We start from the raw sequence: 18,421 nt of genomic DNA, 5'->3' as shown, positions 1-18,421 counted from the left end.
GTACCTCCGGCCAATACCTCGCGACTACCCCGGGTCATATCCTGTTACCAAGTGTAATAGGCATCGTGCGGCCACCCTTGGCGGCTTCGCCGGACCATCAGAGGAGCAGCGAAAATGACACAAGCAATTGCAGTAGTCGTGGCGGTCACGGGCAAGGCCTTTGCGCGCGATCTGGACGGCAACCTGCGCCCGCTCAAGGCGGGTGACACGCTGCTGGAAAACGAAGTGGTCATCACGATGGCCGGCGGCCATGTCGAACTCTCGATGTCCGACGGCGCGCCGATGGCGATCACCGAAGACCAGACGGTAACCCTCACCGCCGACGTATCGGCGACGACCCGTCCGACCGCCGAAGACGCCCATGTCTCGCAGGCGACCGTCGATCAGGTGATCCAGGCCCTCGAACAAGGCGACAACCTCGACAACCTCGAAGCGCCCGCGGCCGGCCTCGCCGGCGGTGGCGGCGGCGAGGGCAACAGCTTCGTGCGCCTGCTGCGCATCACCGAAGGCGTCTCCCCGCTCGACTTCCAGTTCGGCCACGAAACCATCGCCCGCATCGTGCCCGAAGAGGCCACGCTGACGCCCCTGGAACCGCAGCCGCTCAACGCCACCGTCACGCTCGGCAACGTCACCGTCACCGAAGGGTCGGGCACGGCCACCATCGTTGCGACGTTAAACAGTCCCGTTACAGGTAGCGACCTGGTAATCACCCTGAGCAACGGCGCAACGATCACGATCCCGGTCGGCTCGACCACCGGCACCTCGACGCCCTTCCCGATCCAGGGCGACGACCCCTACATCGACGCCCAGACCTTCCCGGTCAGCGTCGGCAGCAGCAGCGGCAGCGGCTTCGGCACGGTCACCCCGACCGGTCCGGCCATCGTGGAGGTGCGCGACACGATCGACATCACGCATTCCGCGCTCACCGTCGAACTCAACGCCGCCCCGACCTTCACTGAAGACGGCGCCACCCTGACCTACGTCCTCACCCTGAGCGCTGCGGTTCGCCCCGGGGACGACCCGGTGCGCGTGAGCTTCACCGACCTCGCCGGCCACGCCCACACGATCACCATCACCGAAGGCACGACCGGCTCGGTCAACGTGGTGATCCCCGAATCGCTGTTCGAGGACCCCTACAAGGAAGCGCCGGCCGACCTGCTCGTCGCCACCAACGTCACGATCAGCGGCGGCGCCAACTTCGAGGCGCTCGGGGCCCCGACCGTAGGTACCGTGCAGCTGGTGGACAGTATTGACACCACCACCGTCACGCTGAGCTCGGCCACCAACGGCCAGGCCATCACCGAGGGCGGCAGCATCGTCTATACCGTCTCCGTCGACAACGCCGTCACCGGCACCCCGCTCGTGGTGACGCTGTCCAACGGCGTCACCGTCACCATCCCGGTCGGCGCGACCTCCGCGAGCTCCGACCCGGTCGACGTACGCCCCGACGACGCCTACGTCCAGGGCACCGACACCCTCGCCCCGGTCACCATCAGCGGCACTCCCACCGGCGGCAACTTCGAGGCCCTCACCACCACCGGCACCGTCTCCAACACCGTCGTCGATGACCACGACGCCACCACCGTCACGCTGAGCTCGGCCACCAACGGCCAGGCCATCACCGAGGGCGGCAGCATCGTCTATACCGTCTCCGTCGACAACGCCGTCACCGGCACTCCGCTCGTGGTCACGCTGTCCAACGGCGTCACCGTCACCATCCCGGTCGGCGCGACCTCCGCGAGCTCCGACCCGGTCGACGTACGCCCCGACGACGCCTACGTCCAGGGCACCGACACCCTCGCCCCGGTCACCATCAGCGGCACTCCCACCGGCGGCAACTTCGAGGCCCTCACCACCACCGGCACCGTCTCCAACACCGTCGTCGATGACCACGATGCCACCACCGTCACGCTGAGCTCGGCCACCAACGGCCAGGCCATCACCGAGGGCGGCAGCATCGTCTATACCGTCTCCGTCGACAACGCCGTCACCGGCACTCCGCTCGTGGTCACGCTGTCCAACGGCGTCACCGTCACCATCCCGGTCGGCGCGACCTCCGCGAGTTCCACCCCGGTCGATGTGCGACCCGACGACGCCTACGTCCAGGGCACCCAGACCCTCGCCCCGGTCACCATCAGCGGCACTCCCACCGGCGGCAACTTCGAGGCCCTCACCACCACCGGCACCGTCTCCAACACCGTCGTCGATGACCACGATGCCACCACCGTCACGCTGAGCTCGGCCACCAACGGCCAGGCCATCACCGAGGGCGGCAGCATCGTCTATACCGTCTCCGTCGACAACGCCGTCACCGGCACTCCGCTCGTGGTCACGCTGTCCAACGGCGTCACCGTCACCATCCCGGTCGGCGCGACCTCCGCGAGTTCCACCCCGGTCGACGTGCGCCCCGACGACGCCTACGTCCAGGGCACCCAGACCCTCGCCCCGGTCACCATCAGCGGCACTCCCACCGGCGGCAACTTCGAGGCCCTCACCACCACCGGCACCGTCTCCAACACCGTCGTCGATGACCACGATGCCACCACCGTCACGCTGAGCTCGGCCACCAACGGCCAGGCCATCACCGAGGGCGGCAGCATCGTCTATACCGTCTCCGTCGACAACGCCGTCACCGGCACTCCGCTCGTGGTCACGCTGTCCAACGGCGTCACCGTCACCATCCCGGTCGGCGCGACCTCCGCGAGTTCCACCCCGGTCGATGTGCGACCCGACGACGCCTACGTCCAGGGCACCCAGACCCTCGCCCCGGTCACCATCAGCGGCACTCCCACCGGCGGCAACTTCGAGGCCCTCACCACCACCGGCACCGTCTCCAACACCGTCGTCGATGACCACGACGCCACCACCGTCACGCTGAGCTCGGCCACCAACGGCCAGGCCATCACCGAGGGCGGCAGCATCGTCTATACCGTCTCCGTCGACCACGCCGTCACCGGCACTCCGCTCGTGGTCACGCTGTCCAACGGCGTCACCGTCACCATCCCGGTCGGCGCGACCTCCGCGAGTTCCACCCCGGTCGATGTGCGACCCGACGACGCCTACGTCCAGGGCACCCAGACCCTCGCCCCGGTCACCATCAGCGGCACTCCCACCGGCGGCAACTTCGAGGCCCTCACCACCACCGGCACCGTCTCCAACACCGTCGTCGATGACCACGATGCCACCACCGTCACGCTGAGCTCGGCCACCAACGGCCAGGCCATCACCGAGGGCGGCAGCATCGTCTATACCGTCTCCGTCGACAACGCCGTCACCGGCACTCCGCTCGTGGTCACGCTGTCCAACGGCGTCACCGTCACCATCCCGGTCGGCGCGACCTCCGCGAGTTCCACCCCGGTCGATGTGCGACCCGACGACGCCTACGTCCAGGGCACCCAGACCCTCGCCCCGGTCACCATCAGCGGCACTCCCACCGGCGGCAACTTCGAGGCCCTCACCACCACCGGCACCGTCTCCAACACCGTCGTCGATGACCACGACGCCACCACCGTCACGCTGAGCTCGGCCACCAACGGCCAGGCCATCACCGAGGGCGGCAGCATCGTCTATACCGTCTCCGTCGACAACGCCGTCACCGGCACTCCGCTCGTGGTCACGCTGTCCAACGGCGTCACCGTCACCATCCCGGTCGGCGCGACCTCCGCGAGTTCCACCCCGGTCGATGTGCGACCCGACGACGCCTACGTCCAGGGCACCCAGACCCTCGCCCCGGTCACCATCAGCGGCACTCCCACCGGCGGCAACTTCGAGGCCCTCACCACCACCGGCACCGTCTCCAACACCGTCGTCGATGACCACGATGCCACCACCGTCACGCTGAGCTCGGCCACCAACGGCCAGGCCATCACCGAGGGCGGCAGCATCGTCTATACCGTCTCCGTCGACAACGCCGTCACCGGCACTCCGCTCGTGGTCACGCTGTCCAACGGCGTCACCGTCACCATCCCGGTCGGCGCGACCTCCGCGAGTTCCACCCCGGTCGATGTGCGACCCGACGACGCCTACGTCCAGGGCACCCAGACCCTCGCCCCGGTCACCATCAGCGGCACTCCCACCGGCGGCAACTTCGAGGCCCTCACCACCACCGGCACCGTCTCCAACACCGTCGTCGATGACCACGATGCCACCACCGTCACGCTGAGCTCGGCCACCAACGGCCAGGCCATCACCGAGGGCGGCAGCATCGTCTATACCGTCTCCGTCGACAACGCCGTCACCGGCACTCCGCTCGTGGTCACGCTGTCCAACGGCGTCACCGTCACCATCCCGGTCGGCGCGACCTCCGCGAGTTCCACCCCGGTCGATGTGCGACCCGACGACGCCTACGTCCAGGGCACCCAGACCCTCGCCCCGGTCACCATCAGCGGCACTCCCACCGGCGGCAACTTCGAGGCCCTCACCACCACCGGCACCGTCTCCAACACCGTCGTCGATGACCACGATGCCACCACCGTCACGCTGAGCTCGGCCACCAACGGCCAGGCCATCACCGAGGGCGGCAGCATCGTCTATACCGTCTCCGTCGACAACGCCGTCACCGGCACCCCGCTCGTGGTCACGCTGTCCAACGGCGTCACCGTCACCATCCCGGTCGGCGCGACCTCCGCGAGTTCCGACCCGGCCGATGTGCGCCCCGACGACGCCTACGTCCAGGGCACCCAGACCCTCGCCCCGGTCACCATCAGCGGCACTCCCACCGGCGGCAACTTCGAGGCCCTCGCCACCACCGGCACCGTCTCCAACACCGTCGTCGATGACCACGATGCCACCACCGTCACGCTGAGCTCGGCCACCAACGGCCAGGCCATCACCGAGGGCGGCAGCATCGTCTATACCGTCTCCGTCGACAACGCCGTCACCGGCACCCCGCTCGTGGTCACGCTGTCCAACGGCGTCACCGTCACCATCCCGGTCGGCGCGACCTCCGCGAGTTCCGACCCGGCCGATGTGCGCCCCGACGACGCCTACGTCCAGGGCACCCAGACCCTCGCCCCGGTCACCATCAGCGGCACTCCCACCGGCGGCAACTTCGAGGCCCTCGCCACCACCGGCACCGTCTCCAACACCGTCGTCGATGACGCCGACCCGACCTCCGTCCTGCTCACCGGCACGGCCTCGGCCGTTCCCGGCGGGACGATCACCTATACCGCGACACTCGATCACGACGTGCGTGCAGGAGACGCGCCGGTACTGGTGACTTTGTCCAACGGACTCTCGTTCCAGATCACGGCGGGCGCCACGGGTTCAATCACGACCACGGCCCCGAACGACGGAACAACGCCATCGGTTGGCCCGGTGACGGCGACGGCAACCCAGCCCGTCAGCGGATCGCAAGGTTCGTTCGAGTTCCTGACCGCATCCGGATCAGTGACAACTGACATCGACTACACGCCGTTGATCACCACATCGAACCAGTCCGTCGATGAAACCGGCGGATTCGATACGGTCATCGGCACGCTGTCGGTGAACTATGGCGGCGATGCCGCCGGGAGCGTTTCGCTCGCCGCAAGCGGCGCAACCTGGTCAGCCGCCACGAAGACACTTACGGCGAACGACGGCACCTGGCAGGCCACGGTGAACAACGACGGCACCTACACTTTCACGCAACTGGCGGCGATGCATCATCCCGACCCGACCAACCCGAACGACTCGATCGTGCTGACGATCACGGCGAGCGCGACGGATGCCGACGGCTCGACGGCCACGAAGAACTTCACCGTAACCGTCTACGACGACGCCCCGACGCCGTTCCTGCCCGACGCCACGGTCCTCGTCAATGAGGTCGGCGCGACATTCACCGGGGCATTGGATCTCGATAGGAGCATCGTCAACAACTACGGCGCCGATGGCGGTTCGATCCGCTTCGCGTCCAGTCTCGCAGGCACGACCGCACTCACGTCGGGCGGCTTGCCGATCTCCTACGCGATTTCCGGCGACGGACTGACCCTGACCGCCTCGACGGCGGCCGGAACGGTCTTCACGGCCACACTCGATCCCGCCCACGGAACGTATCAGCTCCACATGTTCGGCACCGTCGATGGTGGCGCCGGCACGATCGACTTCAACGGCGGCGGCTACAACTTCACCGGCGGCAACGGTGCATGGGCAGGCTTCGACACCCCGGCAACCGACAACAGTTCCGACTTGCTCATCACGCCGATGCTGAAGAATTCCGCCGGCATCTACATAAATGACGGCACGGTTAATACGAGCAACATTGCGGGCGGGGTTGGCGGTGGCAACAGCGTCGGCGCCGGCGAGGCCATCCGTATCGACTTCGTCACCGATCTCAGCGGCACGCCGAAGAACGGCCAATCCTACGCGACGGACTACACGTCCCACTCGTTCACGGGCCATTACGCGACGAACGGCGCATCCGCGCTCTTCACCGGCATCGAGAAGAAGAGTGACGTGCTGATCAAGGCCTTCGACGATTTCGACCACGACAACATTGTCGGAAACGGTACTCAGGATTCGGTGGTTGCTATCGGCATCACCTACCGCGGCGAAGCGCGAATCGTGTCGGTCCACGCGACGGGCCTGTCGGCAACGACGTTCTCCGTCGGCGGCCATGACTTCATCGTCGACTTCGACAATATCGGCAGCAGTCCGGGCAGTTCGACGCCGATCTATCAGGTCACCGTATCCGGCGTGGTCTCCGACACGAAAATTGCCACCTATACGGCGGACGGGTACAGCAGCGTCGTATACCAATACGCCGGCGAAGAGGCTTTCAAGATCGGCGACTTCGGTACCTCGCAACTGCACCAGGGCTCCCCGGTCAATTTCGGACTGGCACTGGACGTGATCGATGGCGACGGCGACAAGGTCAGCGCAACGCTGGGCGTGAATCTGCTGCCGGATGCTCCCACGACGCTAGACTACTCGGCAGCGACATCGGGCGTCACGGCAACCGCGACGACCAGCTCCCCGCACATCATAGGATCCGCATCGGCCGACGTGCTCACCGGCAATGCCGACGCGAACGTGCTGTACGGCGGCGCGGGCAACGACACCCTCGATGGCAAGGCCGGCGACGACCGCCTGGTCGGCGGCGACGGCAACGACACGCTGATCGGCGGCCCGGGCAACGACACGATGTGGGGCGGCATCGGGGCGGATACCTTCAAGTGGCAACTCGGCGACCAGGGCAGCACGACTTCGCCGGCGATCGACACGATCAAGGATTTCTCCCCCGGCACGGGCGACACGCTCAACCTGGCCGACCTGCTGCAGGGCGAGCACAGCGGCCTCGGCAGCCCCCCGAGCAACCTCTCGCAGTACCTGCAGCTCAACATCGAGAGCGGCAAAGTGGTGCTGTCCGTCGATCACGACGGCGGGGTTGGCGGGAGCTCGTTTGCGGCGACGCAGAAGATCGTGTTCGACAATTACACGAGCATCGCCACGCTCGGCAACGATCTCGGCCTGACCGGAACGTTCAGCGGCACCGACGTGATCAACAAGCTCGTCCAGGACCACAAGCTGCTGACTGACGCCTGACCCGCCCTTGCCCCCTCACCGGGGGCGCAACCGAGGGAAGCCCGCACGGGCTTCCCTTTTTTTCGTCCGGCCCCGGCGCTCACACCATCCCGCGCAGCTCCCTCAGCAGCACCGACAGCATCGACATCTCGATCGCCTGCGTCGTCTTCACATCGGCGAGGAGGTGGCGGTAGCGGTCGAGCTGCGGCATGCGGCGGGCTTCCCAGGCCGCGATGACGTCGTCCGGCTGGCCGAGGTCGGGCGAGGCTTTCAGGGCCTCCGCGGCGAGCGCGCGGGCGAGGTTCGAGAGGTCGACGCGCAGGGCGCCGCGGGCGAGGTTCTGCCAGCGGGTGTCGGCTGGCAGCGCAGCGATCTGCGCGCCGAGCCAGTACAGGTCGAGGTGGCCGCCGAGCGTGAAATACGCGGCGGCGACGGTCGGCCCGGGGCGGCCGGTGTCGGCGGCGATCTCGACGAGGTCGAGCGCCGAGTAGAGTTCGTCGAGCGAGGCGATGCGCAGCGCGAGTTCCGCGGGCACGCCGCGCTCGACGTAGCGCGCGACGGCCGCGTCGAGCTGCGTGCGGTAGTCGTCGGACACCAGGCGGTGGAGGTGTTCGGACAGCGCGGCGACGCCGGGCGAGAAGTAGGCAAGCGTGGCCGGCAGGTCGGCGAGCCATTCGCGGTGGCGCAGGAACCACAGCGTGCCGCGCTGCACGAGGCGGCCGCAGTCGATGATCATCGCGGTCTGCACGGCGTCCTCGACGCGGTTGTCGAGCGCCTCGATCGCATGCCACGTGGGCACCAGCCCGAACACTTCGCGCGTGGCCATGTAGGCGCGCACGACATCCGCTGCCGTGACGCCAAGCTCGCCCTGCAGGCGGCCGACGAAAGTCGGACCGACGCGGTTGATCATGCTGTTGATGACGTGCGTGGAGATGATCTCGCGGCGCAGCGGATGTTTGGCGATGTGCGCAGCGAAGCGCTCGCGCAGCGGTTCGGGGAAGTAGCGCGACAGCGCGGTGCCGATGTACGGATCTTCCGGCACGTCGGACGCGAGCACCTCGTCGTACAACTCGATCTTGCTGTAGGCGAGCAGCACCGCGAGCTCCGGCGTGACCAGGCCGATACGGGCAGCGGCGCGTTCGGCGATCTCGTCGTCGAGCGGCAGGAATTCGAGCTTGCGGTTGAGGCGTCCGGCGAAACTCAGGCGGCGGATGAACTCGGCCTGCTCGTCGAGCAGCGCCACGCCGCGCGAACGCATCACCGACAGGATCTGCGTCTGCGCGTAGTTGTCGCGCAGCACCAGCGCAGCGACCTCGTCGGTCATCTCGCCGAGCAGCGCGTCGCGCTGCTTGCCGGTGAGTTCGCCTTCGGCGATCACGCTGTTGAGCAGGATCTTGATGTTCACCTCGTGGTCGGAGCAATCCACGCCGCCGGAGTTGTCGATCGCGTCGGTGCAGAGCTTGCCGCCCTTGAGCGCGTACTCGATGCGCCCGAGCTGCGTCATGCCGAGGTTGCCGCCCTCGCCGATCACGCGGCAACGCAGCTCGGCGCCGTTCACGCGCACCGCGTCGTTGGCACGGTCGCCGACCGCGGCGTCGGTCTCGTTCGTCGCCTTGACGTAGGTGCCGATGCCGCCGTTGTAGAGCAGATCGACTGGCGCACGCAGGATCGCGCGGATCAGTTCGGACGGCGTCAGCGACTCTGCCTCGACGCCCAGCACCGCCTGCATCGGCGGCGACAGCGCGATCGACTTCGCGCTGCGCGGCCACACCCCGCCGCCCGCGGAGATCTTCGCGCGGTCGTAGTCGTTCCACGACGAGCGCGGCAGCGCGAACATGCGCTCGCGCTCGACGAAGGACGCTTCCGGGTCCGGGTCGGGGTCGAAGAAGACGTGGCGATGGTCGAAGGCGGCGATCAGGCGGATCTTGCGCGAGCGCAGCATGCCGTTGCCGAACACGTCACCCGACATGTCGCCGATGCCGACCGCCGTGAACGGCTGCTTCTGCGTGTCGAGGCCGAGCTCGCGGAAATGGCGTTTCACCGACTCCCAGGCGCCGCGCGCGGTGATCGCCATCTTCTTGTGGTCGTAGCCCGCCGAGCCGCCGGATGCGAAGGCATCGCCGAGCCAGAAGCCGTACTCCGCGGCGACGCCGTTGGCATAGTCGGAGAAGCTCGCCGTGCCCTTGTCGGCGGCGACGACGAGGTAGGGATCGTCACCGTCGTGGCGCACGAGGTCGGGCGGCGGCACGACACGGCCCTGCACGAGGTTGTCGGTGAGGTCGAGCAGGCCATGCAGGTACAGCCGGTAGCACGCGATGCCTTCGGCGAGCACGGCCTCGCGGTCGCCCGCGGGCGGCGGATTCCGGACGACAAAGCCGCCCTTGGAGCCGACCGGCACGATCACCGCGTTCTTGACGATCTGCGCCTTCACCAGGCCCAGCACCTCGGTGCGGTAGTCCTCCATGCGGTCCGACCAGCGCAGGCCGCCGCGCGCGACCTTGCCGCCGCGCAGGTGCACGCCTTCGAAGCGCGGCGCATAGACGAAGATCTCGAACATCGGCAGCGGCTGCGGCAGGTTCGGGATGCGCCGGGGGTCGAGCTTGAAGGACAGGTAGGGCTTGATCGCGCCGTCGGCGTCGCGCTGGTAGTAGTTCGTGCGCAGCGTCGCGCGCACCATCGCGAGGAACTGGCGCAGGATGCGGTCCTCGTCGAGGTTCGCGACGTCGTTGAGGGCGTCGTCGATGCCGGCGAGCACCGTCGCCTCGTGCCGTGCGCACTCGGCCACGCGCGCGGGGTCCATGCGCAGCGAGAAGAGCTCGATCAACTGGCGTGCGAGCCGCGGATGGGCCGCGAGCGTCTGCTGCATGTAGGCCTGGCTGAACGTGAAGGCCGCCTGCTTCATGTGCTTCGCGTAGGCGCGCAGCACCGTGATCTCGCGCCACGTGAGGCCGGCGAGCAGCGTCAGGCGGTTGAAGTCGTCGCTCTCGATCTCGCCGCGCCAGGCGCGCAGGAAGGCATCGTGGAAGAGCGGACGCAGCGTGTCGATGTCGAGTTCCTCGGCCCCCACGTAGGCCAGGCCGAAGTCGTGGATCCACACGCACTGGCCGTCCTGGCGCGCGATCTCCGACGGGCGCTCCTCGATCACCTTCACGCCCATGCGTTCGAGCATCGGCAGGCTCTGCGACAGCGGCACCGGCGCACCGGCGCGGTAGATCTTGAAGTTGAGCCGCCCCGCAGGCGCCTCGAGCGGGATGTAGAGGCTCATCGCAAGGCCGTCGCCCGCCACCGATTCCATCTGCTCGATGTCGAACACCGCCACGCGCGGCGAATACTCCTCGCGGTAGCCCGCCGGGAAGGCGCCGCCGTAGCGGCGCAGCAACGCCATGCCGCGCTCCTCGCCGCAATGTTCGAGCAGCACGCGATGCAGTTCGTCCTCCCAGCGCCGCGTCGCGCGCACGATGCGCTGTTCCAGTTCATGCACCTCGAAGGGCGGGATCGCCGAGCCGCGCGTGCGCACGGTGATCAGCACGCGCGCCAGCGCGGACTCGAAGAACTGCACGTCGAAGTCCGAGCTCACGCCGTTGAAGGCTTCCATCAGCACCGCCTGCATGCGCAGGCGCTGGTCGGTGTTGTAGTGCTCGCGCGGCACGTAGATCAGGCAGGAGACGAAGCGCGCGAACGGGTCGCAGCGCACGAAAACCCGCGTGCGCTGGCGCTCGCCCAGGTGCAGGATGCCCATCGCCTGGTGGAAGAGTTCCCCGGCGTCGATCTGGAACAGCTCGTCGCGCGGATAGCGTTCGAGGATGGTCAGCAGTGCCTTGGCCGCATGGCTCTTCGGCATCAGGCCGGCGCGGGCGATCACCGCATCGACCTTGCGGCGCAGGAAGGGGATCAGCTGCGGGCTGGTGCTGTACGCGGTCGACGCCAGCAGGCCGATCACGCGGCGTTCGCCGCACACGTGGCCGTCCGCGTCGAAGCGCTTGATGCTGAAGCGGTCGATGTAGCCGACGCGGTGTACCGTCGAGCGCGTATTCGACTTCGTCACCGTCAGCAGCACGGGCAGGTGGGGCAGCTTCGTCTTCAGCTCCGGCGGCAGGGCGCCGAAGGAGCGCGACTGCCGCTCGCCCTCCTTCTCGCGCAGCAGGCCCAGGCCCGAGCCGGCGACGATGCACAGCTCGGGCTTGCCATCGAGCTCGGCCAGTTCGTAATCGCGGCACCCCAGCAGCACGAGGTTGTCGTCCATCAGCCACTTCAGGAACGCCACGCTCTCTTGCGTGTCCTCCGCGGGCACCGGCGGCGGGTTCCGCTCGACCTCCGCGACGATCTCGGCCACCCGCTGCTGCATCGGGCGCCAGTCGGCGACGGCGAGACGCACGTCGGCCAGCACATGCTCGAGTCCCGCGCGCAGCCCATCGAGGTCGTCCGCATCGGTGCGGCGGTCGACCTCGACATGGATGATCGACTCGTACCCCCCTTCCGAGGCGTCGGCCTCCTCGATGATGCGCTGATGTACACCCTCCGCGTCGCGCACGACGCGCATCACCGGGTGGATGATGAGGTGCAGCGTGAGGCCCTGGCGGTTGACCTCCATCGCGATCGAATCGACGAGAAAGGGCATGTCGTCGTTGACGATCTCGATGACGGTGTGGGTCGACTCCCAGCCATGTTCCTCGAGCTTCGGGTTATAGACCCTCAGCCGCGTGCCGCCGCGGTGTTTGCGCGCGAAGTTCCAGTGGCTGAGCACCGCACCGTACAGGTCGTCGACGGTGTAGTCGGCGATGTCCTCCGGGGCGACCTGGCTGAACCAGCGCCGTGCGAAGGCCGCGACGAGCGCCGCCTGGTCGGCGGGCAGCTTGAGTTCGATCTGTTCCAGGATCGTTTCGAAACTTGCGGCACCGCTCTCCACATGGCGTGTCTGCATCGCTGTCTCCCGCGTGACGCGGGCCGCGCCCATCAAACACCCCGTTCGCCCCGGGCTTGCCGAAGGGCGCCGGCAGGGCTTCGACAGGCTCAGCCCGAACGGTATTTCATTGTCGGATGAATATCCGGATCACCATACCCGCATCGCGTGCCGCGGGGAAGGGGCGCGCCGTATGCGGGAACTACAGCGGCAATCCGCGCGGCTTGCGGCCGGCGCGTGCGAACAGGGCGTCGAAGAGGGGATTGGGCAGCGCCCGCAGCACGCGCGCGACCACACCCATCTGCCACGGCACCACGGCGTAGCCGCGGCCGGCGTCGATGAGCTTCGCCATGCGCCGCGCCGCCTCGTCGGCCTGCAGCATGAAGGGCATCGGGTACGTGTTCACGGCCGTCATCGGCGTCGCGATGTAGCCGGGCGCAAGCGTCACGACGCGCACTCCGCTGCCATGCAGCTCGACGCGCAGGCTTTCGAGATAGGCGATCGCCGCAGCCTTGGACGCGCTGTAGGCGCCCGCCCCCGGCAGGCCGCGGATGCCGGCGACCGAGGCGATGCCGACGAGCCGCCCCGCGCCGCGCTCGCGCATCGCCGCGACGAAGGGCTGGAAGCTCGCGACGATGCCATTCACGTTGGTGCGCATGACGCGCTCGAAGGCGGGGAGGTCTTCCGCGCATTCGGTCAGCGTGCCGACCGACACGCCGGCATTCGCGATGACGATGTCGGGCACGCCGACGCGCGCGAGGTAGGTCCGGGCCGCGTCCGCGAGCGCCGCGCCGTCGCCGACATCCGCGGGCAGCACGAGATGCTCGCCGGGAAGTCCGGCCGCCAGCTGCGACAGGGCGTCGGCGCGCCGCGCGACGAGCCCGAGCCGCGCACCGCGCTGCGCATAATGGCGCGCGAACGCCTGCCCGAGGCCGCTCGAGGCGCCGGTCAGGAAAACACGAAGTCCGGCCGGAGCCGGACTTGCGGAGGAGCGAACCATGCGGGATCGGCGATCGGATGCGTGCCCGGACGCGCGGCAGCCGGGCCGCGCGGGCATCAGCCCTTGCCCTTCTCCGAGCGCGCGCGCGCGACCAGCTCGTCGACGGTCTTGAGCATCGCCTCGTGGCTGCCGGCGGTCGAGGCCGACACCACGAAGCGGCCGTCGACGGCCATCATCGGCACGCCGGTGACGCGGTAGGCGGCGGCGATCTGGTTCGCACGCTGCAGGCGCGACTGCACGCCGAAGGACTTCCACGTGTCGCTGAAACGCTTCGAGTCGGTGACGCCGCCGATCCACTCGAGCAGCACGTCTTCCTTCTGCAGCGGGCGCCGCTGCTCGTGGATCGCCGCGAACACGGCCGAACCGAGCTTGTCGGCCTCGCCCATCGCGTCGAGGGTGTAGTAGATGCGCGCGAGGTTGGTCCACTCGGGGCGATTGAAGGTGATCGGCACCTTCACGAAATTGACGTCGGGCGACAGTGTCTTCTTCCAGTGGTTCAGCAGCGGCTCGAAGTCGTTGCAGTGCGGGCAGCCGTAGGAGAAGAACTCGATCACCTCGATCTTCCCGGCGACTTCGGTCGGCACCTTGGTGGCGAGCGTCTGGAAGGGCTGGCCGGCCTTCTGGGCCCAGGCGCCGCCGCCGAGGACGGACAGGGCGGTCAGGGCAGACAGTTGCTTGAGTGCAGCACGACGGTTCATTCAATACTCCCGAGTGGATGACAAGGTCTCAGACGGCCGGCCCTGCGAGTGGTTCCCGAAATCTCTGCGGCATATCGCCCCGATGCCATTCGGGCCGAGCCCTTCGACGAACTCGGCGCGAACGGCGGTATCGCTCAGGGATTGCCCTTCACGACCGTCGCCGTGAAGCCGGCCTCGGACAGGCGCGCGCGCACCGGATTCATGTCTTCCGGCTTGGCGAAGGGGCCGATGCGCACGCGATGCATCGTGCGGCCATCGGGCAGCTGCGCGCGCTGCGCGCTGGCTTCGATGCCGTTGAGCGCGAGCTTGGCCTTGAGGTTGTCGGCCTCGGCCGGATTCTCGAAGGCACCGATCTGCAGGTAGAGCTTGTCGGCCGCGGCCGGCGCCGCCGCGGCGGGTGCGGGCGGCTTGCTCTCGGCCGGCGCGCCCTCGCCCTGCGGCAGGATCTTGTAGAACTCGAAGTCGGGCTTGACCACCGGGCGGTCGCCCGGCTTGCCCGGCAGCGAGGCCGGCGGCTGCTCGGCCGCGGGCGCGCGCGTCGCGGCGGGCGCCGGCGCAGCCGGCGGCTGGAAGGGCGAATTGCGGGTGAAGTACCACGCGGCGGCGGCGGCGAACAGTGCGCCGAGCACCAGTCCGATGAAGATGCCGACGATCACGCCGCCGCCGCTCCTCGCCGGGCGGCTCGATTTCCTGCTGGGCTTGCGGTCACGACTCACGGGGTTCTCCGAGGATTACATCGACTGCGGTGCCGACACGCCCAACAGCGCGAGGCCGTTGGCGAGCACCTGGCGCACCGCGGCGGCGAGCGCGAGACGCGCGAGCTTCACCGCCTCGTCGTCGACCAGCATGCGCTCGGCGTTGTACCAGCTGTGGAACTCGCCGGCGAGGTCCTTGAGGTAGAACGCGATCTGGTGCGGCGCGTAGTCGGCGGCGGCGCCCTGGACCAGCTCGGCGAAGGCGCCGAGGCGTGCGCACAGCGCCAGTTCGCGCTCGTTCTCGAGGCGCGCGAGGTCGGCCGCGGCCAGCTCGCCCGCGTCGCCGCCCCATTGCTGCAGCACCGAACACACGCGCGCGTGCGCGTACTGCACGTAGTAGACCGGGTTCTCGTTGCTCTGGCTCTTCGCCAGGTCGAGGTCGAAATCGAGGTGCTGGTCGCTCTTCCTCAGCACGTAGAAGAAGCGGCACGCGTCGTTGCCGACTTCGCGGCGCAGCTCGCGCAGCGTCACGAACTCGCCCGAACGGGTAGACATCGCCGCCTTCTGGCCGTTGCGGTAGAGCACGGCGAACTGCACCAGCGCCACTTCGAGCTTTTCCGGCGGCAGGCCCAGCGCGGCGAGCGCACCTTTCACGCGCGGGATGTAGCCGTGGTGGTCGGCGCCCCAGATGTCGATGATGCGGTCGAAGCCGCGCTCGTACTTGTTCAGGTGGTAGGCGATGTCGGACGCGAAGTACGTGTACAGGCCGTTGTCGCGCTGCACGACGCGGTCCTTCTCGTCGCCGAAGGCGGTCGAGCGGAACCACTTGGCGCCGTCCTGCAGGTAGAGGTGGCCGCGCTTCTCGAGCTCGGTCACGGCGCGCTCGACCAGGCCGGTGTCGAACAGGCTGCGCTCGGAGAACCACCGGTCGAAATGCACGCCGAACTCGTGCAGGTCGTCGCGGCCGTCGCCGAGCTGCTCGTTGAGCGCGAAGCCATGCACGAAGGGGTAGTCCTCGCCGAGCAGGCGCTTGGCGTTGGCGATCAGCGCGTCGAGGTGCGTCTCGCGCTGCGCCTTGGCCTCGTCGTCCTTGCGCTCGGGCGCGGGCAGGCCGGGCGCGCCGGCGAGGATCTGCGCGACGGTGACTTTCGCGAAGCGGTCCTTGTGGCCCTCGCGCAGCTCGCGCGCCATGTCGATGACGTAGTCGCCCTGGTAGGCGTTGGGCGGGAAGTCGATCTCGATGCCGTGGAAGGCGAGGTAGCGCAGCCAGGTCGACAGCGCGAGGATGTCCATCTGCCGGCCGGCGTCGTTGATGTAGTACTCGCGCGTGACGTCGTAGCCGGCGAAATCGAGCACCGCCGACAGCGAAGCGCCGTAGGCCGCGCCGCGGCCATGGCCGACGTGCAGCGGTCCGGTCGGGTTGGCCGAGACGAACTCGACCTGCACCCGGGTGTCGCGGCGCACGCCGCGGCCGAATGCCGCGCCACGGGCGAGGACGTCGGCGACGACCGAGGTCTTCGCCCCCGAATTGAGCGTGAAGTTGATGAAGCCCGCGCCGGCCACCTCGGTCTTCGCGACCAGCGGCGAGGCCGGCAGCTCGGCCAGCAGCATCGTCGCGAGGTCGCGCGGGCTGCGGCGCAGCGGCTTGGCGAGCTGCAGCGCGAGGTTGGTGGCGAAGTCGCCATGACCGGCCTGCTTGGGGCGTTCCAGCTGGATCGGGATGTCGGTGAGATCGGGCGCGACGCTCTTCAGCGCGGCGCGCAGCAGGTCGGCAAGTTGGACTTTCGGATCGGCGCTCATGGCACTCGGAAAAGAAACTAAACGCGCGATTATAGCGGATCGCCCGGCAAGGCCCGACGTGCACGTGTCGGTGCGCGTGCAGTGCGTTGCTTGGGGCCGCGCTGCCGATCGGCGCTTCCGCCGGCCATCCGGCCGCGCCGCCACCCTTTCCACGCACGCCCCTTCGGGCTAAAGTCCCGCCTTTCCCCGCCCGGCAATCCAAAGTGCGTCTCTTCCGTCTTGCCAAGATCATCACCGTCGGCCTGCGCTTCGGCCTCGACCAGATGGTGCTCGAAGCCGATCCGAGCGGACGCCTGGTAAAGCTGTGGCACATGGTGTTCTTCTGGCGCCACCCCAAGGCGCCGCGCGGCGAGCGCCTGCGCCGGGCGCTGGAGTCGCTCGGCCCGATCTTCGTGAAGTTCGGCCAGATGCTGTCGACGCGCCGCGACCTGCTGCCGCCCGATCTCGCCGACGAGCTCGCGCTGCTGCAGGACCGCGTGCCGCCCTTCCCGACCGAACAGGCGCTGAAGGTGCTGGAGGACTTCTACCGCAAGCCGGTCGACGAGGTCTTCGTCGATTTCGAGCGCACGCCGGTCGCGTCCGCCTCGGTCGCGCAGGTGCATTTCGCGCGCCTGCCCGACGGCACCGAGGTCGCCGTCAAGATCCTGCGCCCGGGCATCGAGCCGGTGATCGCGCACGACCTCGCGCTGCTCGACACCGCGGCGGCGCTGCTCGAAAAACTGTGGCCCGAGGCGCGCCGCCTCAAGCCGCGCGAAGTGGTCGCCGAATTCAGCAAGTACCTGCACGACGAGCTCGACCTGATGCGCGAGGCGTCGAACTGCTCGCAGCTGCGGCGCAACTTCACGAACTCGAAGCTGCTGCAGGTCCCCGAGGTGTACTGGGACTGGTGCGGCAAGAGCGTGATGGTGATGGAGCGCATGCGCGGCGTGCCGATCTCGCAGCTCGACGCGCTGCGCGCGCAGGGCACCGACCTGAAGGCGCTGTCGCGCGCAGGCGTCGAGATCTTCTTCACGCAGGTGTTCCGCGACGGCTTCTTCCACGCCGACATGCACCCCGGCAACATCTTCGTGCATGCCGACGGGCGCTACATCGCGCTTGATTTCGGCATCGTCGGCACGCTCAACGCAGAGGACAAGAGCTACCTCGCGCAGAACTTCCTCGGCTTCTTCAAGCGCGACTACAACCGCGTCGCGCGCGCCCACATCGAGGCCGGGTGGGTGCCCGCGCACACGCGCGTGGATGAGTTCGAGAGCGCGATCCGCGCGGTGTGCGAGCCGATCTTCGACCGCCCGCTGAAGGACATCTCCTTCGGCAAGACGCTGCTGCGCCTGTTCCAGACCGCGCGCCGCTTCGAGATGGAAGTGCAGCCGCAGCTCGTGCTGCTGCAGAAGACGCTCCTGAACATCGAAGGCCTGGGCCGCCAGCTCGACCCCGAGCTCGACCTGTGGAAGACCGCGAAGCCCTTCCTCGAACGCTGGATGGAAGAGCAGATGGGCTGGCGCGGCCTGTTGCGCAACCTCAAGGACGAGGCGCCATCCTGGGCCGGCACGCTGCCGCAGCTGCCGCGTCTCGTGCATCGCGTGCTCGACTCGACCGCGCATCGTCACGAGGTGCAGAGCGGCGAGCTGGAGCGTCTCGCTGTCGCGCAGCGCACGCACGGGCGCGTGCTGTGGCTCGTCTCGACGCTGCTCGCGGCCATCCTCGGGCTGGAGCTGTACCGGCTCATCGGCTGACCGCCCCGCGCGGCAGACGCGCACTCCGTCACGCGCCAGCCCGCGCACGCCGGCGGCCCCTGAACGAATCCCTGCGGTGTACGTCGAATGCGTAA

At 68.4% G+C, this 18,421-nt stretch carries 7 protein-coding genes; 2 read left to right on the top strand and 5 right to left on the bottom strand.

From position 1 onward, the window contains the following. Window positions 1-114 precede the first annotated feature (114 nt). A complete protein-coding gene (locus CDA09_RS02180; RefSeq protein ID WP_121427121.1) occupies window positions 115-7,521 on the top strand; it encodes a retention module-containing protein in 7,407 nt (2,468 codons plus the stop codon). A gap of 79 nt (window positions 7,522-7,600) precedes the next feature. Here the strand turns inward: CDA09_RS02180 and CDA09_RS02175 are convergent, their stop codons facing one another. The 5 genes from CDA09_RS02175 to argS form a co-directional block, all read right to left on the bottom strand. Further along, window positions 7,601-12,421, bottom strand: coding sequence for an NAD-glutamate dehydrogenase (locus CDA09_RS02175; RefSeq protein ID WP_121427120.1), 4,821 nt, complete (start codon window positions 12,419-12,421; stop codon window positions 7,601-7,603). A gap of 181 nt (window positions 12,422-12,602) precedes the next feature. Next, window positions 12,603-13,400 (bottom strand): SDR family oxidoreductase, encoded by a 798-nt coding sequence (locus CDA09_RS02170; RefSeq protein ID WP_174718401.1) that lies wholly within the window; start codon window positions 13,398-13,400, stop codon window positions 12,603-12,605. A gap of 56 nt (window positions 13,401-13,456) precedes the next feature. Then, window positions 13,457-14,098, bottom strand: coding sequence for a thiol:disulfide interchange protein DsbA/DsbL (locus CDA09_RS02165; protein WP_121427119.1), 642 nt, complete (start codon window positions 14,096-14,098; stop codon window positions 13,457-13,459). A 134-nt stretch (window positions 14,099-14,232) separates the two neighbouring features. Continuing rightward, window positions 14,233-14,814 carry an SPOR domain-containing protein gene (locus tag CDA09_RS02160; RefSeq protein ID WP_121427118.1) on the bottom strand — a complete coding sequence of 194 codons (582 nt, stop codon included), beginning with the start codon at window positions 14,812-14,814 and terminating at the stop codon, window positions 14,233-14,235. Window positions 14,815-14,829: 15 nt separating this feature from the next. Beyond that, window positions 14,830-16,593: an arginine--tRNA ligase gene (argS, locus tag CDA09_RS02155; protein ID WP_121427117.1), complete on the bottom strand. Its 1,764-nt coding sequence runs from the start codon at window positions 16,591-16,593 to the stop codon at window positions 14,830-14,832. 203 nt (window positions 16,594-16,796) lie between these two features. On the opposite strand from argS, the gene ubiB reads away from it, so the two are divergent. Then, a complete protein-coding gene (gene ubiB, locus CDA09_RS02150) occupies window positions 16,797-18,326 on the top strand; it encodes a ubiquinone biosynthesis regulatory protein kinase UbiB (RefSeq protein ID WP_121427116.1) in 1,530 nt (509 codons plus the stop codon). Window positions 18,327-18,421: the final 95 nt, after the last annotated feature.

Source organism: Azoarcus sp. DN11 (assembly GCF_003628555.1).
Classification (GTDB): domain Bacteria; phylum Pseudomonadota; class Gammaproteobacteria; order Burkholderiales; family Rhodocyclaceae; genus Aromatoleum.
This window is presented reverse-complemented; position numbering and strand designations above follow the sequence as displayed.